Here is a 16,382-nt window from a genome sequence, read left to right as displayed (position 1 = left end):
GACGTAATGTCTCGACCACATGGGATCCCCCTGCCCAGTGCGCACCGAAGTTCAGATCCAAACGAAACAGGATCTGCTTTCGGCGACGATAGGCAAGGTCAGCCGCGTCCCAGGGAAGGCGTTCGGCAGCTCACCGGAGCCGAACGCGTACGAACCCTCGTAGAGTCCAACGCCTCAGTATCCCTCACGCTCCCCGGTGCTCTTGACCAGGGGGAGTTCGGGACAGGGATGCCGGCCGCACGGACCGTCACCCCGGACGGGGACGTGATTCTCCTGGTATCAGGGGAATCCGCGGCTGCCAGGGCAGCCGCTCACGCCCAGGACGACGACCTCACCGCCGTGATCGAGATCACGGACGTGGCGCCGGTGTCCGTGCCCCATCGTATCCGAGGCCGCGCCTGGCTCGCCGGGTGGCTCACGCCGGTGCGCGGGGCCGCCGACCGGGCGGCCTGCGCGGCGCTGCTGGCGGAGCGGCACCCGGTCGGAGAGCTCCTGGGCCTCTCCGAGTCCCTCGACGCCACGCCCACCGGCCGGCCCGCGTGGATGCTGCTGCGCCTGGAGGTCGGCGAGATCTCGGTGGACGACCTGTGGGGCGCCGAGCACGTGGACCCGGAGCTGCTGGCCGCGGCCGAGCCCGACCCGATGGTGGCCCACGAGACGGAGCTCCTCCAGCACCTGGCCTCTTCGCACGGAGACCGGATGGGTGATCTGTGCGGCCTGCTGGGCACCCGGGAGACGGCGGACCTGACCGCGGTCCCCCTCGCCCTGGACCGGCTGGGCCTGCGCGTGCGGTTCACCCGCGGCGCCACCGCCTTCGACGCCCGCTTCGACTTCCCGGAGCCGGTGACCGACGTCTGCGGCCTGCGCCGGGCCATGAGCACCCTGTTCTCCGGCTGAACCGCTGTTCTCCGGCTGAACCGCTAGGGGCAGGTGCCGAGCATCTCCTCCAGCGCCTGCTTCTCCGGCGGGGTCACGGAGAGCCCGTACTTCGCCTTGATCCCGGTGTACCGCCGCGCGTACTCGCACCAGTAGCCCTTCTGGGGCGGCTTCCACTTGTCCGCGGTCTTGCTGCTCTTGTCGTAGTTCGTCTGCTTGTCCACGGCGAGCAGCACGTCCAGGTCATTGGCGTACTCCAGGCGCCGCTGCGGGGTCCAGGCGTACGCGCCCCCGCGCCAGGCGGCGCCGAGGGCGACGACGTGGTCGGTCTGGATCTGCGAAGCGCGGCGGTAGTAGTAGGGGAGCTCCTTCCCCGTGTACGGGTCCTTCAGCACTCCGGACAGCACGACGCAGGGGTTCCTGTCGCCCTCGCGCAGCTCCCGGAGGTCCCGGCGCAGGACGTCGTCGCGGGTGTCGCACCCGTTGCGGCCGCCGATGGCGTCGGTCTCGTCGGACCAGTACTTGCCGAAGTTCTCGCGCTTGTACGTCTCCCAGTTCTTGCCCCACTCGACCTTGAGCTTCCCCAGCTGGGTCTTGGCGGTGGCCGGGGCGGGCGGGAAACCGGCGCTCGCGAGGGGGACCTGGGCGACGAGTGCGGCGGCGCTGGCCCGCGCCCCGTCGCCGTCTCCGTGGTGGCACCCACTGAGCAGCAGCGAGGCCGCCAGGGCGATGAGCGGAGCGGGACGTCCCATGCTTCGGAGCCTAGGCCCGGCCCTCGGGCCCGGCACCCGCGACACGACGCCGCATATCCAGCCCCGCCGGCGTTTGAGGCGATCTTTTCAGCCCCTCCGGCGTTTGAGGAGCGGGGGTCCGGGAGCGGAGCCTCCGGGAACGGCGCCGCAGGTTACGACCCGGCGCCCCGGAGCCGCTCGCGGACCTTTTCCACCACGTCCGCGTAGCGGGCTTCGGCCCCGTACCGGGTCGGCTCGTAGTACCGCTTGCCGTGCACCGCATCCGGCGCGTACTGCTGCGCGGCAATCGCGCCGGGCACGTCGTGCGGGTACACGTACCCCACCGCGTGCCCCAGCTTCGCCGCCCCCTTGTAGTGCCCGTCCCGGAGGTGCGCCGGCACGGTCCCCGCCAGCCCCGCCCGGACATCGGCCAGCGCCGCGCCGATCGCCGTCGTCGCGGTGTTCGACTTCGGGGCGAGCGCCAGCGCGATCGTCACGTGCGACAGCGTGAGCGAGGCCTCCGGGAAGCCGATCATCGCCACCGCCTGGGCGGCCGCCACCGCGAGGGGCAGGGCCGTCGGATCGGCCAGCCCGATGTCCTCGCTCGCCGAGATCATCAGCCGGCGGGCGATGAACCGGGGGTCCTCCCCCGCTTCGATCATGCGTGCCAGATAGTGCAGCGCCGCGTCCACGTCCGAGCCCCGGATCGACTTGATCAGCGCGCTGGCCACGTCGTAGTGCTGGTCGCCGTCGCGGTCGTACTTCACCGCGGCCCGGTCGACGGCCTCCTCCACCGTCTGGAGGCTGATCTCGGGCTCGCCCTTGGCGATCGCCGATCCCGCGCCCGCCTCCAGGGCCGTCAGCGCACGCCGTGCGTCGCCGCCGGCGATCCGCAGCAGGTGCGCCTCCGCGTCCGCCGGCAGGGTGACCGCTCCGCCGAGGCCCCGCTCCTCCGTCAGCGCCCGGTGCATCAGGGCGCTCAGGTCCTCGTCCGTCAGCGGTTCCAGCGTCAGCAGCAGCGAGCGCGACAGCAGCGGGGAGATGATCGAGAAGTACGGGTTCTCCGTGGTCGCGGCGATCAGCGTGACCCAGCGGTTCTCCACGGCCGGCAGCAGCGAGTCCTGCTGCGCCTTGCTGAAGCGGTGGATCTCGTCGAGGAAGAGGACCGTGTCCTTGCCGTATCCGCCGGCCGCCCGCTTGGCGCCCTCGATGACGGCCCGTACTTCCTTCACGCCGGCGGTGATCGCGGACAGCTCGACGAACCGCTTCTTCGTCGCCTGGCTCACCACGTACGCGAGCGTGGTCTTCCCGATGCCCGGCGGGCCCCAGAGGATCACCGAGGAGGCACCGGCGGGACCGCCCGCCCCGTCCCCGACGAGCCGCCTGAGCGGGGAGCCGGGCTTCAGCAGGTGCTGCTGACCTACGACCTCGTCCAGGGTGCGCGGGCGCATCCGGACGGCGAGCGGAGAACTGGAGGGGTCCTTCGCCTGGCGGTCTTCGGCGGCTGCGGTGAAGAGGTCTGGTTCCACACCGGAAGCCTATGCGAGGCCACCGACACTCCCGCCCGTCGCACCGGCCGGGCTCAGGAAGTCCAGAAGTCCCACCAGCGGGTCAGGATCAGCATGCCGATGATCCCGATGTGCAGGACGGGCAGCACCCAGGTGAACTCGTCGAAGAGGCCGCGCAGCCAGCCGGGGGCCGGCAGCAGCCGGTTGCGGACGTTGTGCGAGGTGACGTACCAGAACATGACGATGGTGGCGACCCAGGCCAGGCAGCACCACAGGCACAGGGAGTTGATGCTGTAGAGCGACTGGTACATCAGCCAGGTGCAGAAGCCGACGCCGAAGAGCATCCCGGCGTTCAGGGTGAGCCAGTACCAGCGGGGGAAGCGCGCCCGTGCGAGCAGGCTCATGCCCACGCAAACGACCATGCCGTAGGCGACCAGCCCCAGCATCGGGTTCGGGAAGCCGAAGACGGACGCCTGGTCGCTCTTCATGATGTTGCCGCAGGAGACGATCGGGTTGAGGCTGCAGCCCGGGGTGAAGTTCGGGTCCTCCAGCAGCTTGAACTTGTCGATCGTGATGACCCAGGCGGCGAGCAGTCCCGCGGCTCCCGTGATCACCAGCAGCAGGGCGAGCGCCCGGCTGCCGCCGACGGCCGTCCGCGGCTCGGCGGTGTCCGTATCGGTCCCTCGTGTCGTCATCCCGCCCGCTCCACATCTGCAAGGTCACCAAGCACCGGCCATTGTGCCGTACCCGACCGCTGTCCACCGTTCGACGGACAGCAGGAGGTACGCACGGGGGGACCGGTGGACGGGCTTCCGCCACACCATGGGAGGCATGACACAGAACGCGGTGGAAGTACGGGGGCTCCGCAAGCAGTACGGCGAAGTCACCGCGGTGGACGGACTGGACCTGACGATCCGGCGGGGCGAGGTCTTCGGCCTCCTGGGGCCCAACGGCGCCGGCAAGAGCACCACGGTGGAAATACTCCAGGGGCACCGGGAGCGGGACGGCGGCGAGGTGCTCGTCCTCGGCGCGGACCCCGCGACCGCCGGCCGGGCCTGGCGCTCGCGCGTCGGCATCGTCTGGCAGGACGAGTCGGCGCCCGCCGAACTGACGGTACGGGAGACGGTCGAGCACTTCGCCCGCTACTACCCGGCCCCGCGCGATCCGGCCGAGGTGATCGCCCTGGTCGGCCTGGAGGACAAGCGCGGCCACCGGCTGAAAGGCCTCTCCGGCGGGCAGCGGCGCCGCCTCGACGTGGCGCTCGGGGTGATCGGCGACCCCGAGCTGCTGCTCCTGGACGAGCCCACGACCGGCTTCGACCCGGCGGCCCGGCGGCAGTTCTGGGACCTGATCCGGCTGCTGTCCGACTCGGGCACCACCATCGTGCTCACCACCCACTACCTGGAGGAGGCCGAGGCCCTCGCCGACCGGCTCGCGGTCATCGCCCGCGGCAAGGTCGTGGCCGAGGGCGAACCGGCCGCGCTGCGCGCCCGGCTCGGGACCGGCGCCACCGTCGAGTGGACGGACCGGGACGGCAGCCCGCGCAGCGCCGCCACCGAGACGCCCACCCGTACGGTCGCCGAGCTGGCGGCCCGCTTCGACGGGGAGGTCCCCGACCTGAGGATCACCCGCCCCACCCTGGAGGACGTGTACCTGCGCCTCACGGGCCAGCTCGACCGGAACACGACGCGGCAGGAGGAGTCCCGATGAGCACGGAGACCGGTACGGGCAAGACCACGGGCACGGGCACGCGGACGCGCGGGGACACGGGCACGGGCGGGGCCGGGGCGCTGCCCGGCGCCTGGTCCCTGGGTGTGAGCCGCGGAGCGCTGGAGATCCGGCAGTTCGTCCGCCAGCGCGACGCGGTGATCTTCACCTTCGCCTTCCCCATCGTCTTCCTCGCGCTCTTCGCCTCGATCTTCAGCGAGGGCATGGAAGGCACCGGTGTCACCGCCTCCCAGATGTACGCGGCCGGCATGGTCGCCGCCGGCATCATGTCCACCAGCTTCCAGTCCCTCGGCATCTCCATCGCCGTCGAACGCGACGAGAAGGTGCTGCGCCGGCTGCGCGGGACCCCGATGCCGCCGGCGGCGTACTTCCTCGGCAAGGTGTGGATGGTGCTGGCCACCGGCCTCGCCGAGACCGCGATCCTGCTGCTGGTCGGCTCCACCCTGTTCGACCTCGATCTGCCGACGTCCGCCTCCAAGTGGCTGACCTTCGCCTGGATCTTCGTCCTGGGGCTGGCCGGCTGCGCCCTGCTCGGCATCGCCATCAGCAGCCTGCCCAAGTCCGGCAAGAGCGCCAGCTCGGTCGTGGTCCTGCCGTTCCTGATCCTGCAGTTCATCTCGGGCGTCTTCATCCCGGTCCACCAGATCCCGGACTGGCTGCTGAACATCGGTGCGCTGTTCCCGCTCAAGTGGATGTGCCAGGGGCTGCGCGGGGTGTTCCTGCCGGAGTCCGCGGCCGTTCTCGAACAGGCCGGCGGCTGGGAGTATGGCCGGGTCGCCCTGGTCCTGGGTGCCTGGGTCGTGGGGGGTCTGGTCCTGTGTCTGATGACCTTCAAGTGGAAGAACCGCCGCGACGGCTGACCGCCTTCGCCAAGGCGGCCGGGGCGCGCGAGTCCCATGTCTGGGACCGCGCGTTCGGGCCGTGGATCCTCTACTTCGCGGTCGTGTGGGTCGCGACCGCGGCCTTCGTCCTCGGCGCGGACTTCCCCGCACTGCCGTACCGGGTCCTCGCCGTGAGCCTGCTCGCCCTCCTGGTCCCGTGGTTCCTGCGCGCCGGACGCCCGCTGCTCGTGCAGGAGCCCGGCGCCGAACCGCACTCGTCCGCCCGCTACCTGGGGGTGGCGCTGGCCCTCTTCCTGCCCGCCGCCTCCCTGGTCGGCGAGACCCGGCTGATCACCTTCGCCCTCGCCCCGCAGTGCTTCATGCTGCTGCCCCTGCGGCGCGCGATCGGTGCGGTGGGCCTGGTGTCGCTGCTGCCGGTGGCCGGCTGGGCGCTGGTGTGGCGGCCGGAGGGGACCCACGTCTTCGTGAGCGTGATCAGCGCGCTCGTCACCTTCGCCTTCTCCGCCTTCTTCGGTGCCTGGATCGTCCGGATCATCGAGCAGAGCCAGGACCGGGCCTCCCTCATCGCGGAACTCGACGCCAGCCGGGAGGAGGTGGCCCGGCTCTCCGCCGAACGCGGCGCCCACGCCGAAAGGGAACGCATGTCCCGCGAGATCCACGACACCCTCGCCCAGGGCTTCACCAGTCTGCTGATGCTCGTACAGGCCGTGCAGTCGGAGCTGGACACCGAGCCGGAGCGGGCCCGGCACCATCTGGAGCTGATGGCCGTCACCGCCCGGCAGAACCTGGCCGAGGCCCGCGCCCTGGTGGCGGGCGGCGCGCCCGCGGATCTCGACGGCGGTTCGCTGCCCGACGCGGTACGGCGCCTCGCGGCCCGGCACGATCCGCCGGCGGAGGTCTCGGTGACCGGGGAGGTCCGGCCGCTGGCCGCGGTCCTGGAGGTGGTGGCCCTGCGGTCCTGCCAGGAGTCCCTGTCGAACGCCGCCAAGCACGCCGGACCGCGGGCGCGCTGCACGGTGTCCCTCGCCTACGGCGACCGCGACCTGACCCTCACGGTCCGGGACACCGGCCGGGGCTTCGACCCGGCGGCCCCCGCACCGGGCTACGGCCTGCGGGGCCTGTTCGCCCGCGCGGCCGAGGTGGGCGGCACGGCGGCGGTCGACAGCGCCGCCTCGGCCGGCACCACCGTCACCGTCACCCTCCCGATCCGCTGAGGAGCCGTACGAGATGATCCGCATCCTGCTGGCCGACGACCACCCGGTGGTACGGGAGGGGCTGCGCGGCATGCTCAGCGCCGAACCGGACCTGGAGGTCGTCGCGGAGGCCTCGAACGGCCCCGAGGCGGAGGCACTGGCCGCGCGGCTGGTCCCCGAAGGCGGCCTGGACCTGATCCTGATGGACCTGCGGATGCCGGGCGGCGACGGAGTCGAATCGATCGCCCGCATCACGGCGGCCCGGCTCCCGGTACGGGTGGTGGTGCTGACCACGTACGAGGAGGACCGGGACATCCTGCGGGCGGTGGAGGCGGGGGCGGCGGGCTACCTGCTGAAGGACATGGCGCGGGCGGAACTGGCGGCCGCGGTCCGGGCGGCCGTGCGCGGCGAGACGGTCCTCGCCCCGACGGTGGCCGGCCGCCTGGTCGACCGGCTCCGCACCCGCCCGTCGCTGCCGCGGCTCTCGGAGCGCGAGGTGGCGGTGCTCCGCCTGGTCGCGGAGGGCGCGACCAACGCCGAGATCGGCCGCCGCCTGTTCGTGGCGGAGTCCACGGTCAAGACCCACATGCTCCGCATCTTCGGAAAGCTGGAGGTCACGGACCGCACCGCGGCGGTGACGACGGCCATGCGGCACGGCTTGCTGTAGCGGCACGTCTCAGCCCCGCCGGCGTGTGAGGCGCGGGGTCCGGGGCGGAGCCCCGGGAAACGGCGAAAGGGCGGGGCGGGGAGAACTCCGCGCAGCGGCTCCCCCGACCCCGCCCCACCGGGCGGCAGCGTCCGTCAGGCCAGGCGGGCCTGGACCGTGGCGACCACGTCGGCCAGGGCCACCGGGGTCTGCTCCCCGGACTGCATGTCCTTCAGCTGGACCACACCCTCTTCGAGGTCACGGTCCCCCGCGACCACCGCGAAGCGGGCCCCGCTCCGGTTCGCATCCTTCATCGCACCCTTGAGGCCCTTGCCCCCGTACGAGATGTCCGCCGCGACCCCGGCCCGCCGCAGCTCGGTCACCAGACCGAACAGCACCGGCTTCGCCGCACCGAGCGCCACCGCGAAGACGGAAGTCGCGGACGGGATGTCCAGTTCGACCCCCTCCGCCTCGAGCGCCAGCACCGTACGGTCCACGCCCAGCGCCCAGCCCACCGAAGGCAGCGCCGGTCCGCCGATCATCTCGGAGAGGCCGTCGTAGCGGCCGCCGCCGCCCACCGCGGACTGGGAGCCCAGACCGTCGTGGACGAACTCGAAGGTGGTGCGGGTGTAGTAGTCCAGGCCGCGCACGAGCTTCTCGTCGTCCTCGAAGGCGACCCCGGCCGCCGTCACCAGCGCCCGCACCTCCTCGTGGTACGCCTTGCAGGCGTCGCAGAGGTAGTCGCGCAGCATCGGGGCGCCCACGAGCTGCTTCTGTACGTCGGCCCGCTTGTCGTCGAGCACGCGCAGCGGGTTGATCTCGGCCCGTCGCACGGTCTCCGCGTCGAGGTCGAGCCCGCGCAGGAAGGCCTGGAGGGCCTCCCGGTACACCGGGCGGCACTCCTTGTCGCCGAGCGAGTTCAGCAGGATGCGGAAGTTGCGCAGGCCCAGCGAGCGGTACGCCTGGTCGGCCAGGATGATCAGCTCGGCGTCCAGGGCCGGGTCCTCGGCTCCGATCGCCTCGGCGCCGACCTGGGAGAAGTGGCGGTAGCGGCCCGCCTGGGCCCGCTCGTAGCGGTAGTACGAGCCGGAGTACCAGAGCTTGACGGGCAGGCCGCCGAGCTTGTGCAGGTTGCCCTGCAGGGCGGCGCGGAGCACGGAGGCGGTGCCCTCGGGGCGCAGGGCGAGCTGGTCGCCGCCCTTCGTGGTGAGGGTGTACATCTCCTTGCTGACGATGTCGGTGGACTCGCCGACGCCGCGCGAGAAGAGCTCGACGTTCTCGAAGCCGGGGGTCTCCACGTATCCGTAGCCGGAGTTCTTCAGGGGCGCGGAGATCGCCTCGCGCACCGCCAGGAAGGTCGCAGAGCGGGGCGGCAGCAGGTCGTACGTGCCCTTGGGGGCCTGAAAAGTACTCACGAAACTCTCGTCACATTCCTCGTCGTGGAGACGTGAAGCCGTCTCCCAGGCCGGCGGCCACCTGCCGCAGGTACGGGTTGGTGGCTCGCTCACGGCCAATGGTCGTGTGCTCGTTGTGTCCGGGCAGCACCACAGTCGAATCGTCGAGCGGCAGGCACACGCGGGCCAGCGATTCGAGCATGTCGGCGTGGCTGCCGCCGGGGAAGTCGGTACGCCCGATGGAGCCGGCGAAGAGCAGGTCGCCCGAGAACAGCAGCGGCGGGATGTCCGCCGCCGCGGGCATCCCGAAGGTCACCGACCCCCTGGTATGCCCGGGGGCGTGCGACACGGTGAGCTCCATGCCGGCCAGGGCGAGCCGCGCACCGTCGGTGAGCTCCTTCACGTCGGAGGGCTCCCCCACCGTGAGCTCGCCCATGAGCTGGGCTCCGAGGGAACGGCCGAGGGCCTTCTCCGGGTCGCTCATCATGAAGCGGTCCTCGGGGTGGATCCAGGCCGGTACGTCGTGTGCTCCGCACACCGGGACCACCGAGGCCACATGATCGATGTGGCCATGGGTGAGGACGACCGCGACGGGCTTGAGCCGATGCTTCTTCAGCGTCTCTTCGACACCCTGGGTGGCCTGGTGGCCCGGGTCGATGATGACGCACTCCTCACCGGCGGCGGGGGCGACCACGTAACAGTTGGTCCCCCAGGCCCCGGCGGGGAATCCGGCAATCAGCACGTTCGTCCTCAATCGTCGTCCGGCGGGAGGCTGCAGATCGGAATGCTGCTGCTCAGAGCCTACCGGCGCCGCTCATTACACAGCGAACCCATATACGGTACGGCCTAACCCAGCCCGGACAGTGGTACCAGATACGCACAAGGAGACGACCCGGTGGTCACGAGCGATCAGCGGCGGCGCCAGCTCGCCAGGGAGAAGTACGAACGCCAGCAGAAGCGGCGTGCCGAAGCGCGGCAGAAGTCGCGCAGGCGGCTCGCGGTGATCGGTGCGGCGGTGGCCGTGGTCGTGGCGGCGCTGGTCGGCCTCGTGGCCGGCGGTGTCTTCGACAAGGACAAGAAGGACGAGGCGGCCGATCCGGCCGCGACCCCTTCGGCCTCGCCCACCCCGCAGCAGTCCCCCTCCCCGGCGATGGCGATCGACGCCAAGGCGAAGTACACCTTCGACCTGAAGACCAGCGCGGGCGACATCAAGTTCGAGATGGACGCGGCGAAGACCCCGCAGACGGTCAACTCGTTCAAGTCGCTCGCCGACAAGAAGTTCTTCGACAACACCAAGTGCCACCGCCTGACGACGGGCAGCATCTTCGTCCTGCAGTGCGGCGACCCGCAGGGCACCGGCATGGGCGGCCCGGGCTACACCATCGCGGACGAGAACCTCGACTCGCTGGGCAAGCCCAACGAGACGGGCCAGGTCATCTACCCGGCGGGCACGGTGGCGATGGCCAACACCGGCAAGCCCGGCTCGGGCGGCAGCCAGTTCTTCCTGGTCTACAAGGACAGCCCGCTCGCCCCCACGTACACCCCCTTCGGCAAGATCGACGCGGCCGGTCTGAAGGTCCTCGAAGAGGTGGCCAAGGCCGGTACGGCCGACGGCGGCCAGGACGGGGCCCCCAAGACCCCCGTGACCATCGAGAAGGGCACCGTCACCCAGAACTGACCGGGACCGGGCGCCCCGGGCCCGGGCTGTCTCCTCGATTTCCTCGACGGCGCTCCGGTACGGCGATATTCCGTCGTGCTGGATGCGGACAGCCGGCCCGGCGGTCGCCTATGTTGGCGTTGTGCAGGGCGGGCGCGGCCCGCCCCAGGAAACTGTGGACGATGCCCAGGGGGTGAACCCCTCGCAAGGCATCAGGTGGAGGAGGCGCTGTGAGCAGCGACCCGTGGGGCCGAGTCGACGAGACCGGCACCGTGTACGTGCGTACTGCCGATGGCGAGAAGGTCGTCGGCTCGTGGCAGGCCGGCACCCCGGAGGAGGCCCTGGCCTACTTCGAGCGCAAGTACGAGGGCCTGGTGGTCGAGATCGGCCTCCTCGAACGACGGGTGCGGACCACCGATCTGGCCGCCAAGGACGCCCAGACGGCCATCGAGCACCTGCGCACGCAGGTGGACGAGCACCACGCCGTCGGCGACCTCGACGCGCTGCGCGTCCGGCTCGACAAGCTGGTGTCGACCGTGGACTCGCGCCGCGAGGAGCGCAAGGTCCAGAAGGCCAAGCAGACGGACGAGGCCCGTACGGCCAAGGACGCGCTGGTGGCCGAGGCCGAGGAGCTGGCGCAGAGCGACCAGTGGCGCAGTGCCGGCGAGCGGCTGCGGGCCCTGGTGGACATCTGGAAGGGTCTGCCCCGCCTCGACCGCAAGTCGGACGACGAGCTGTGGCACCGCTTCTCGCACGCCCGCTCCGCCTTCTCCAAGCGCCGCAAGGCCCACTTCGCCTCGCTCGACGCGCAGCGCGAGGACGCCCGCAAGGTCAAGGAGAAGCTGGTCGCGGAGGCCGAGTCGCTGTCGAAGTCGACCGACTGGGGTCCGACGGCCGCGCGCTACCGCGAGCTGATGGAGAGCTGGAAGGCCGCGGGCCGCGCGCAGCGCGAGTCCGAGGACGACCTGTGGAACCGTTTCCGCGGCGCCCAGGACGTGTTCTTCGCGGCGCGCAGCGAGGTCTTCGCGGAGCGCGACGCGGAGCAGGTGGAGAACCTGAAGCTGAAGGAGGAGCTGGCCGACGAGGCCGAGAAGCTCGTCCCGATCACGGACCTGAAGGCGGCCCGTGCCGCGTTCCGCTCCCTGAACGAGCGCTGGGAGGCCATCGGCCACGTACCGCGGGACGCGCGTCCCAAGGTCGAGGGCCGGATGCACACCGTCGAGCGGGCCATCCAGGAGGCCGAGGAAGGCGAGTGGCGCCGTACGAACCCGGAGGCGCGGGCCCGTGCGGCCGGTCTGACGGGTCAGCTGCAGGCGGCGGTCGACAAGCTGCGCGGCCAGGTCGACGCGGCGCGCGCGCAGGGCAACAACTCCAAGGCCGACAAGCTGTCCCGGGAGCTGGAGGGCCGTCAGGCCCTGCTGGACCAGGCGCTGAAGGGTCTCGAGGAGTTCGGCGGCTGAGGCCGCGGACACCCGGCATGTGAGAGGGCCCCGGTACGCGGTGCGTACCGGGGCCCTCTCACATGTGCCGTGCTACGGCCTGCGGGCCGAGGTCACGCGGTAGACGTCGTAGACGCCCTCGACGCCCCGTACGGCCTTCAGGACGTGGCCCAGGTGCTTGGGGTCGCCCATCTCGAAGGTGAACCGGGAGGTGGCCACGCGGTCGCGCGAGGTCTGCACGGCCGCCGACAGGATGTTCACGTGCTGGTCCGACAGGACCCGGGTGACGTCCGACAGCAGCCGGGACCGGTCCAGCGCCTCGACCTGGATGGCGACCAGGAAGACGGAGGACTGGGTGGGCGCCCACTCGACCTCCAGCATCCGCTCGGGCTGCTGGGAGAGGGAGTCCACGTTGACGCAGTCCGCACGGTGAACCGATACGCCGCTGCCGCGGGTGACGAACCCGATGATGGGGTCGCCCGGCACCGGGGTGCAGCAGCGGGCCAGCTTGACCCACACGTCCTCGACGCCCTTGACGACCACACCGGGGTCGGCGTTGCCGCGGCGGGTGCTGCGGCCGCGGGCGGGCGGGATGGTCTCCTCAATGTCCTCGTTGGCCGCGTCCTCGCCGCCGAGGGCCTGGACCAGCTTCTGGACGACGTTCTGCGCGGTGACGTGGCCCTCGCCGATGGCCGCGTAGAGCGAGGAGATGTCGGGGTAGCGCATCTCGTGCGCGAGGGTGACGAGGGAGTCCCCGGTCAGGATGCGCTGGATCGGCAGGTTCTGCTTGCGCATGGCCCGCGCGATGGCGTCCTTGCCGTGCTCGATCGCCTCGTCGCGGCGCTCCTTGGAGAACCAGGCCCGGATCTTGTTGCGGGCCCGGGGTGACTTGACGAAGCCCAGCCAGTCGCGGGACGGGCCGGCTCCCTCGGCCTTGGAGGTGAAGACCTCGACCAGGTCGCCGTTGTCGAGGGTCGATTCGAGCGGTACGAGCCGCCCGTTGACCCGCGCCCCTATGGTCCGGTGGCCGACCTCGGTGTGGACGGCGTACGAGAAGTCGACGGGGGTGGCCCCGGCCGGCAGGGCGATGACGTCGCCCTTGGGCGTGAAGACGAAGACCTCGTTGCGCGAGAGGTCGAAGCGCAGGGAGTCGAGGAACTCGCTCGGGTCCTCGGTCTCCTTCTGCCAGTCCAGGAGCTGGCGCAGCCAGGCCATGTCGTTGACGGTGTCGTGGCCCGCGGTGCCCTTGGCCGCCTGCGGCACGTCGGTGCGCACCTTCGAGGCGCCCGCGACGGTCTGCTGCTTGTACTTCCAGTGCGCGGCGATGCCGTACTCGGCACGGCGGTGCATGTCGAAGGTGCGGATCTGGAGCTCCACGGGCTTGCCGCTGGGTCCGATGACCGTCGTGTGGAGCGACTGGTACATGTTGAACTTCGGCATCGCGATGTAGTCCTTGAACCGGCCGGGGACCGGGTTCCATCGCGCGTGCACGGTGCCGAGGGCGGCGTAGCAGTCCCGGACGGTGTCGACGAGGACCCGGATGCCGACCAGGTCGTAGATCTCGGCGAAGTCGCGGCCGCGCACGATCATCTTCTGGTAGACGCTGTAGTAGTGCTTGGGGCGCCCGGTGACGGTGGCCTTGATGCGGGCGGCCCGGAGGTCGGCCTGCACCTCGTCGGTGACGACGGTGAGGTACTCGTCGCGCTTGGGGGCCCTTTCGGCCACCAGCCGGACGATCTCGTCGTACATCTTGGGGTAGAGGATCGCGAAGGCGAGGTCCTCGAGCTCCCACTTGATGGTGTTCATGCCCAGCCGGTGCGCCAGCGGGGCGTAGATCTCAAGGGTCTCGCGGGCCTTCTTCTCCTGCTTCTCCCGCTTGAGGTACCGCATGGTGCGCATGTTGTGCAGGCGGTCGGCGAGCTTGATGACCAGGACCCGGGGGTCCTTGGCCATGGCCACGACCATCTTGCGGACGGTCTCGGCCTGGGCGGCCTCGCCGAACTTGACGCGGTCGAGCTTGGTGACTCCGTCGACGAGCAGGGTCACCGCGTCGCCGAAGTCGCGCCGCAGGTCCTCCAGCCCGTACTCGGTGTCCTCGACGGTGTCGTGGAGCAGCCCCGCCATCAGGGTGGCCGGGTCCATGCCGAGCTCGGCGAGGATCGTGGTCACCGCGAGCGGGTGGGTGATGTACGGGTCGCCGCTCTTGCGCTTCTGGCCGCGGTGCCAGCGCTCGGCGACCTGGTACGCCTGCTCGAGCTGGCGCAGGGTGGCCGTCTCGATCTTCGGGTCGTTGCTGCGGACTATGCGGAGCAGCGGTTCAAGGACCGGGTTGTACGGGTTGGTCTTCTGGACGCCGAGGCGGGCCAGCCGGGCGCGCACCCGATTGGAGGACCCGGCCGACTTCGCGGACGCGGGCTTGACCGGGGGCGCGGGCGGCGCCGTCGGGGGCGTGGCGGCAGCCGCCGCGGCCGACTGCTCGGGCTGCGGGTCGGGCTGCGCGGCAGAGATTGGCTGGACCTCGTCTGGCAAGAGCGCTCCTCCGGGGGTCCCCCCGGACGGAGTCTGGGGGCGGATCCGGTACCCGTGTCCGGTCCGGATAACCCATCGTAGCGAGGGTTCCGCCACCCCGTTCCCCGAGTCCACCGCGACCTGTGCCGGGCCCGGCCCCATCCAGCCCGTCCGCCCCGCGCAGCGGCCCGCACACGCCGAAGCGGGCGCGCTCCGGGAGTCCCCGGTGCACGCCCGCTTCGTAGAGCAGCGTGATCAGACGACGATCAGCGCGTCCAGCGGAGCATCGCCCAGCGTCGGCACCAGCCGCTCACGGCCCGGGAGGAACGAGAGTTCCATCAGGACCGCGACCCCGGCGACCTGCGCCCCGGCCCGCCGGATCAGCTCCAGCGAGGCGGCCGCGGTGCCACCGGTGGCCAGCACGTCGTCGATGACCATGACCCGGTCGTCGGCGCACAGCGCCTCCGCGTGGATCTCGATCTCCGCCGACCCGTACTCCAGGTCGTAGGACTGCAGGAGCGTCGCCCCGGGCAGCTTCCCGGCCTTGCGGACCGGCACGAAGCCGATGCCCGCCTGCACGGCCACCGGAGCCGCCAGGATGAATCCCCGCGCCTCCAGCCCGACGATCTTCGTCGCTCCGTACTGCCCGGCCAGGGCCACCAGCGCGTCCGTGAGGGCGCCGAAGGCCTTCGGGTCGGCCAGCAGCGGGGTGATGTCCTTGAACATCACGCCCGGCTTCGGGTAGTCCGCCACGTCCGTGATCCGGCTGAGCAGCAGGTCCCGTACGCCGGAGGGCAGCTCCGCGGTCACCGGCGCCGTCCCGAACGGCCCTGCGCCACTACCTCCGGCGCGTCCTCGGAGCCGTTGCCCTCGGGCGATTCGCCCTTGGCCTCGGCCGACGCCCGCTTGGCGAGCACCCGCTTCTTCAGCGCCTTCATCGCCGGCTCGCGCTCCTTCAGGTCCACGACCAGCGGGGTCGCGATGAAGATCGACGAGTAGGCGCCGGCCGCGAGGCCGACGAACAGCGACAGCGAGATGTCGTTCAGCATGCCGGCGCCCAGGAAGCCGCCGCCGATGAAGAGCAGCGCCCCGACGGGGAGCAGGGCCACGACGGTGGTGTTGATCGAGCGGACCAGGGTGCCGTTGATGCTGCGGTTGGCGACCTCGCTGTAGGTCCAGCGGGTCTGCTTGGTGATGTCCTTCGAGCCCTCCTTGAGACCGTCGAAGACGACGACGGTGTCGTAGAGGGAGTAACCGAGGATGGTCAGCAGGCCGATGACCGTACCCGGGGTGACCTCGAAGCCGACCAGCGCGTACACGCCGACGGTGATGGTGAGGTCGTGGATCAGCGCGATGAGCGCCGCGATCGCCATCCGCCACTCGAAGGCGATGGCCAGGTAGATCACCACGAGGACCATGAACACGCCGAGGCCGGTCCACGCCTTGTTGGCGATCTGCTCGCCCCAGCTCGGGCCGACCAGGTCCGCGTTGATCTGAGCCGCGTCCATCTTGAAGTCGGTGGCGAGCTTCGCCTTCACGTCGGCCGCCGCGTTGGTGTCCAGATCCGAGATCTGGATGCGCAGCGCACCGGTGCCGAGCTTCTGGACGACCGCGTCGTGGCCGGAGGCCTTCTCCGCCGCCTCGCGGGCGTGGGTCTCCGAGATGGAGGACTTCGGGGTGGTGAAGACGGCACCACCCTTGAACTCGATGCCCATGTTGAGGCCCTGAACGGCCAGGGCAACGATCGCCGTGATGGTGATCAGGATGGAAACGCCGTACCAGACGAAGCGCTTGCCGACGAAGTCGTAGCCGACCTCACCCCGGTACAGCTTGGCGCCGAGATCTCCGAGCTTCGACATC

General features: G+C 71.0%; 15 protein-coding genes. 7 read left to right on the top strand and 8 right to left on the bottom strand.

Annotated elements, in window-relative coordinates:
- The first annotated feature begins 6 nt into the window (after nt 1-6).
- Complete coding sequence (locus tag ACFRU2_RS22165) at nt 7-897, top strand: DUF2470 domain-containing protein (protein WP_382974567.1); 891 nt, start codon at nt 7-9, stop codon at nt 895-897.
- Between the two features lie 23 nt (nt 898-920).
- Here the strand turns inward: ACFRU2_RS22165 and ACFRU2_RS22160 are convergent, their stop codons facing one another.
- From ACFRU2_RS22160 to ACFRU2_RS22150, 3 genes are all read right to left on the bottom strand, one after another.
- A complete protein-coding gene (locus ACFRU2_RS22160; protein WP_382974566.1) occupies nt 921-1,628 on the bottom strand; it encodes an HNH endonuclease family protein in 708 nt (235 codons plus the stop codon).
- Between the two features lie 152 nt (nt 1,629-1,780).
- Nucleotides 1,781-3,136 (bottom strand): replication-associated recombination protein A, encoded by a 1,356-nt coding sequence (locus tag ACFRU2_RS22155; RefSeq protein WP_266910383.1) that lies wholly within the window; start codon nt 3,134-3,136, stop codon nt 1,781-1,783.
- Nucleotides 3,137-3,189: 53 nt separating this feature from the next.
- Nucleotides 3,190-3,810 carry a vitamin K epoxide reductase family protein gene (locus ACFRU2_RS22150; protein ID WP_382974563.1) on the bottom strand — a complete coding sequence of 207 codons (621 nt, stop codon included), beginning with the start codon at nt 3,808-3,810 and terminating at the stop codon, nt 3,190-3,192.
- 136 nt (nt 3,811-3,946) lie between these two features.
- Here ACFRU2_RS22150 and ACFRU2_RS22145 point away from each other — a divergent pair, with 136 nt between their 5' ends.
- Genes ACFRU2_RS22145 through ACFRU2_RS22130 form a run of 4 tightly spaced genes read left to right on the top strand, consistent with a single transcriptional unit; the run spans nt 3,947 to nt 7,545 of the window.
- The gene (locus ACFRU2_RS22145; protein ID WP_382974561.1) at nt 3,947-4,825 is read left to right on the top strand and encodes an ABC transporter ATP-binding protein; all 879 of its coding nucleotides are present in this window, start codon (nt 3,947-3,949) and stop codon (nt 4,823-4,825) included.
- Nucleotides 4,822-5,703, top strand: coding sequence for an ABC transporter permease (locus tag ACFRU2_RS22140; protein WP_382974559.1), 882 nt, complete (start codon nt 4,822-4,824; stop codon nt 5,701-5,703). The genes ACFRU2_RS22145 and ACFRU2_RS22140 overlap by 4 nt, the downstream gene beginning before the upstream one ends.
- On the top strand, nt 5,679-6,899 hold the full coding sequence (locus tag ACFRU2_RS22135) for a sensor histidine kinase (protein ID WP_382974557.1): 1,221 nt from the start codon (nt 5,679-5,681) through the stop codon (nt 6,897-6,899). The genes ACFRU2_RS22140 and ACFRU2_RS22135 overlap by 25 nt, the downstream gene beginning before the upstream one ends.
- 13 nt (nt 6,900-6,912) lie before the next feature.
- The gene (locus ACFRU2_RS22130; RefSeq protein ID WP_382974554.1) at nt 6,913-7,545 is read left to right on the top strand and encodes a response regulator; all 633 of its coding nucleotides are present in this window, start codon (nt 6,913-6,915) and stop codon (nt 7,543-7,545) included.
- Between the two features lie 134 nt (nt 7,546-7,679).
- On the opposite strand, the gene hisS is transcribed toward ACFRU2_RS22130, so the two are convergent.
- Both hisS and ACFRU2_RS22120 read right to left on the bottom strand, forming a co-directional pair.
- Nucleotides 7,680-8,939, bottom strand: coding sequence for a histidine--tRNA ligase (gene hisS, locus ACFRU2_RS22125; RefSeq protein WP_351377980.1), 1,260 nt, complete (start codon nt 8,937-8,939; stop codon nt 7,680-7,682).
- A 10-nt stretch (nt 8,940-8,949) separates the two neighbouring features.
- Nucleotides 8,950-9,660: an MBL fold metallo-hydrolase gene (locus ACFRU2_RS22120; RefSeq protein WP_274547944.1), complete on the bottom strand. Its 711-nt coding sequence runs from the start codon at nt 9,658-9,660 to the stop codon at nt 8,950-8,952.
- A 153-nt stretch (nt 9,661-9,813) separates the two neighbouring features.
- On the opposite strand from ACFRU2_RS22120, the gene ACFRU2_RS22115 reads away from it, so the two are divergent.
- Nucleotides 9,814-10,596, top strand: a complete 783-nt coding sequence (locus tag ACFRU2_RS22115; RefSeq protein WP_382974552.1) for a peptidylprolyl isomerase — start codon at nt 9,814-9,816, stop codon at nt 10,594-10,596.
- 209 nt (nt 10,597-10,805) lie between these two features.
- Nucleotides 10,806-12,035 carry a DUF349 domain-containing protein gene (locus ACFRU2_RS22110; protein WP_382974550.1) on the top strand — a complete coding sequence of 410 codons (1,230 nt, stop codon included), beginning with the start codon at nt 10,806-10,808 and terminating at the stop codon, nt 12,033-12,035.
- A gap of 72 nt (nt 12,036-12,107) precedes the next feature.
- Here ACFRU2_RS22110 and ACFRU2_RS22105 read toward each other — a convergent pair whose 3' ends face one another.
- From ACFRU2_RS22105 to secF, 3 genes are all read right to left on the bottom strand, one after another.
- Nucleotides 12,108-14,543 (bottom strand): RelA/SpoT family protein, encoded by a 2,436-nt coding sequence (locus ACFRU2_RS22105; protein WP_382974548.1) that lies wholly within the window; start codon nt 14,541-14,543, stop codon nt 12,108-12,110.
- Between the two features lie 234 nt (nt 14,544-14,777).
- Nucleotides 14,778-15,332: an adenine phosphoribosyltransferase gene (locus ACFRU2_RS22100; protein ID WP_382974547.1), complete on the bottom strand. Its 555-nt coding sequence runs from the start codon at nt 15,330-15,332 to the stop codon at nt 14,778-14,780.
- Entirely contained in the window at nt 15,329-16,381 is a 1,053-nt protein-coding gene (gene secF, locus ACFRU2_RS22095; RefSeq protein ID WP_382974545.1) for a protein translocase subunit SecF, read from the bottom strand. Before secF ends, ACFRU2_RS22100 begins: the two co-directional genes overlap by 4 nt.
- Between the last annotated feature and the right edge of the window lies 1 nt (nt 16,382).

Source organism: Streptomyces sp. NPDC056883 (assembly GCF_042788835.1).
In the GTDB taxonomy this organism is placed as follows: domain Bacteria; phylum Actinomycetota; class Actinomycetes; order Streptomycetales; family Streptomycetaceae; genus Streptomyces; species Streptomyces stoeckheimensis.
Note: the sequence above shows the minus strand (reverse complement) of the source record. Positions and strands in the feature narration are given on the sequence as shown.

Excerpts from the sequence above, each read along its gene's own strand:
- ACFRU2_RS22165 (WP_382974567.1), top strand. The coding sequence starts at position 7 with ATGTCTCGACCACATGGGATCCCCCTGCCCAGTGCGCACCGAAGTTCA.
- ACFRU2_RS22160 (WP_382974566.1), bottom strand. The coding sequence starts at position 1,628 with ATGGGACGTCCCGCTCCGCTCATCGCCCTGGCGGCCTCGCTGCTGCTC.
- ACFRU2_RS22150 (WP_382974563.1), bottom strand. The coding sequence starts at position 3,810 with ATGACGACACGAGGGACCGATACGGACACCGCCGAGCCGCGGACGGCC.
- ACFRU2_RS22145 (WP_382974561.1), top strand. The coding sequence starts at position 3,947 with ATGACACAGAACGCGGTGGAAGTACGGGGGCTCCGCAAGCAGTACGGC.
- ACFRU2_RS22140 (WP_382974559.1), top strand. The coding sequence starts at position 4,822 with ATGAGCACGGAGACCGGTACGGGCAAGACCACGGGCACGGGCACGCGG.
- ACFRU2_RS22130 (WP_382974554.1), top strand. The coding sequence starts at position 6,913 with ATGATCCGCATCCTGCTGGCCGACGACCACCCGGTGGTACGGGAGGGG.
- secF (WP_382974545.1), bottom strand. The coding sequence starts at position 16,381 with ATGTCGAAGCTCGGAGATCTCGGCGCCAAGCTGTACCGGGGTGAGGTC.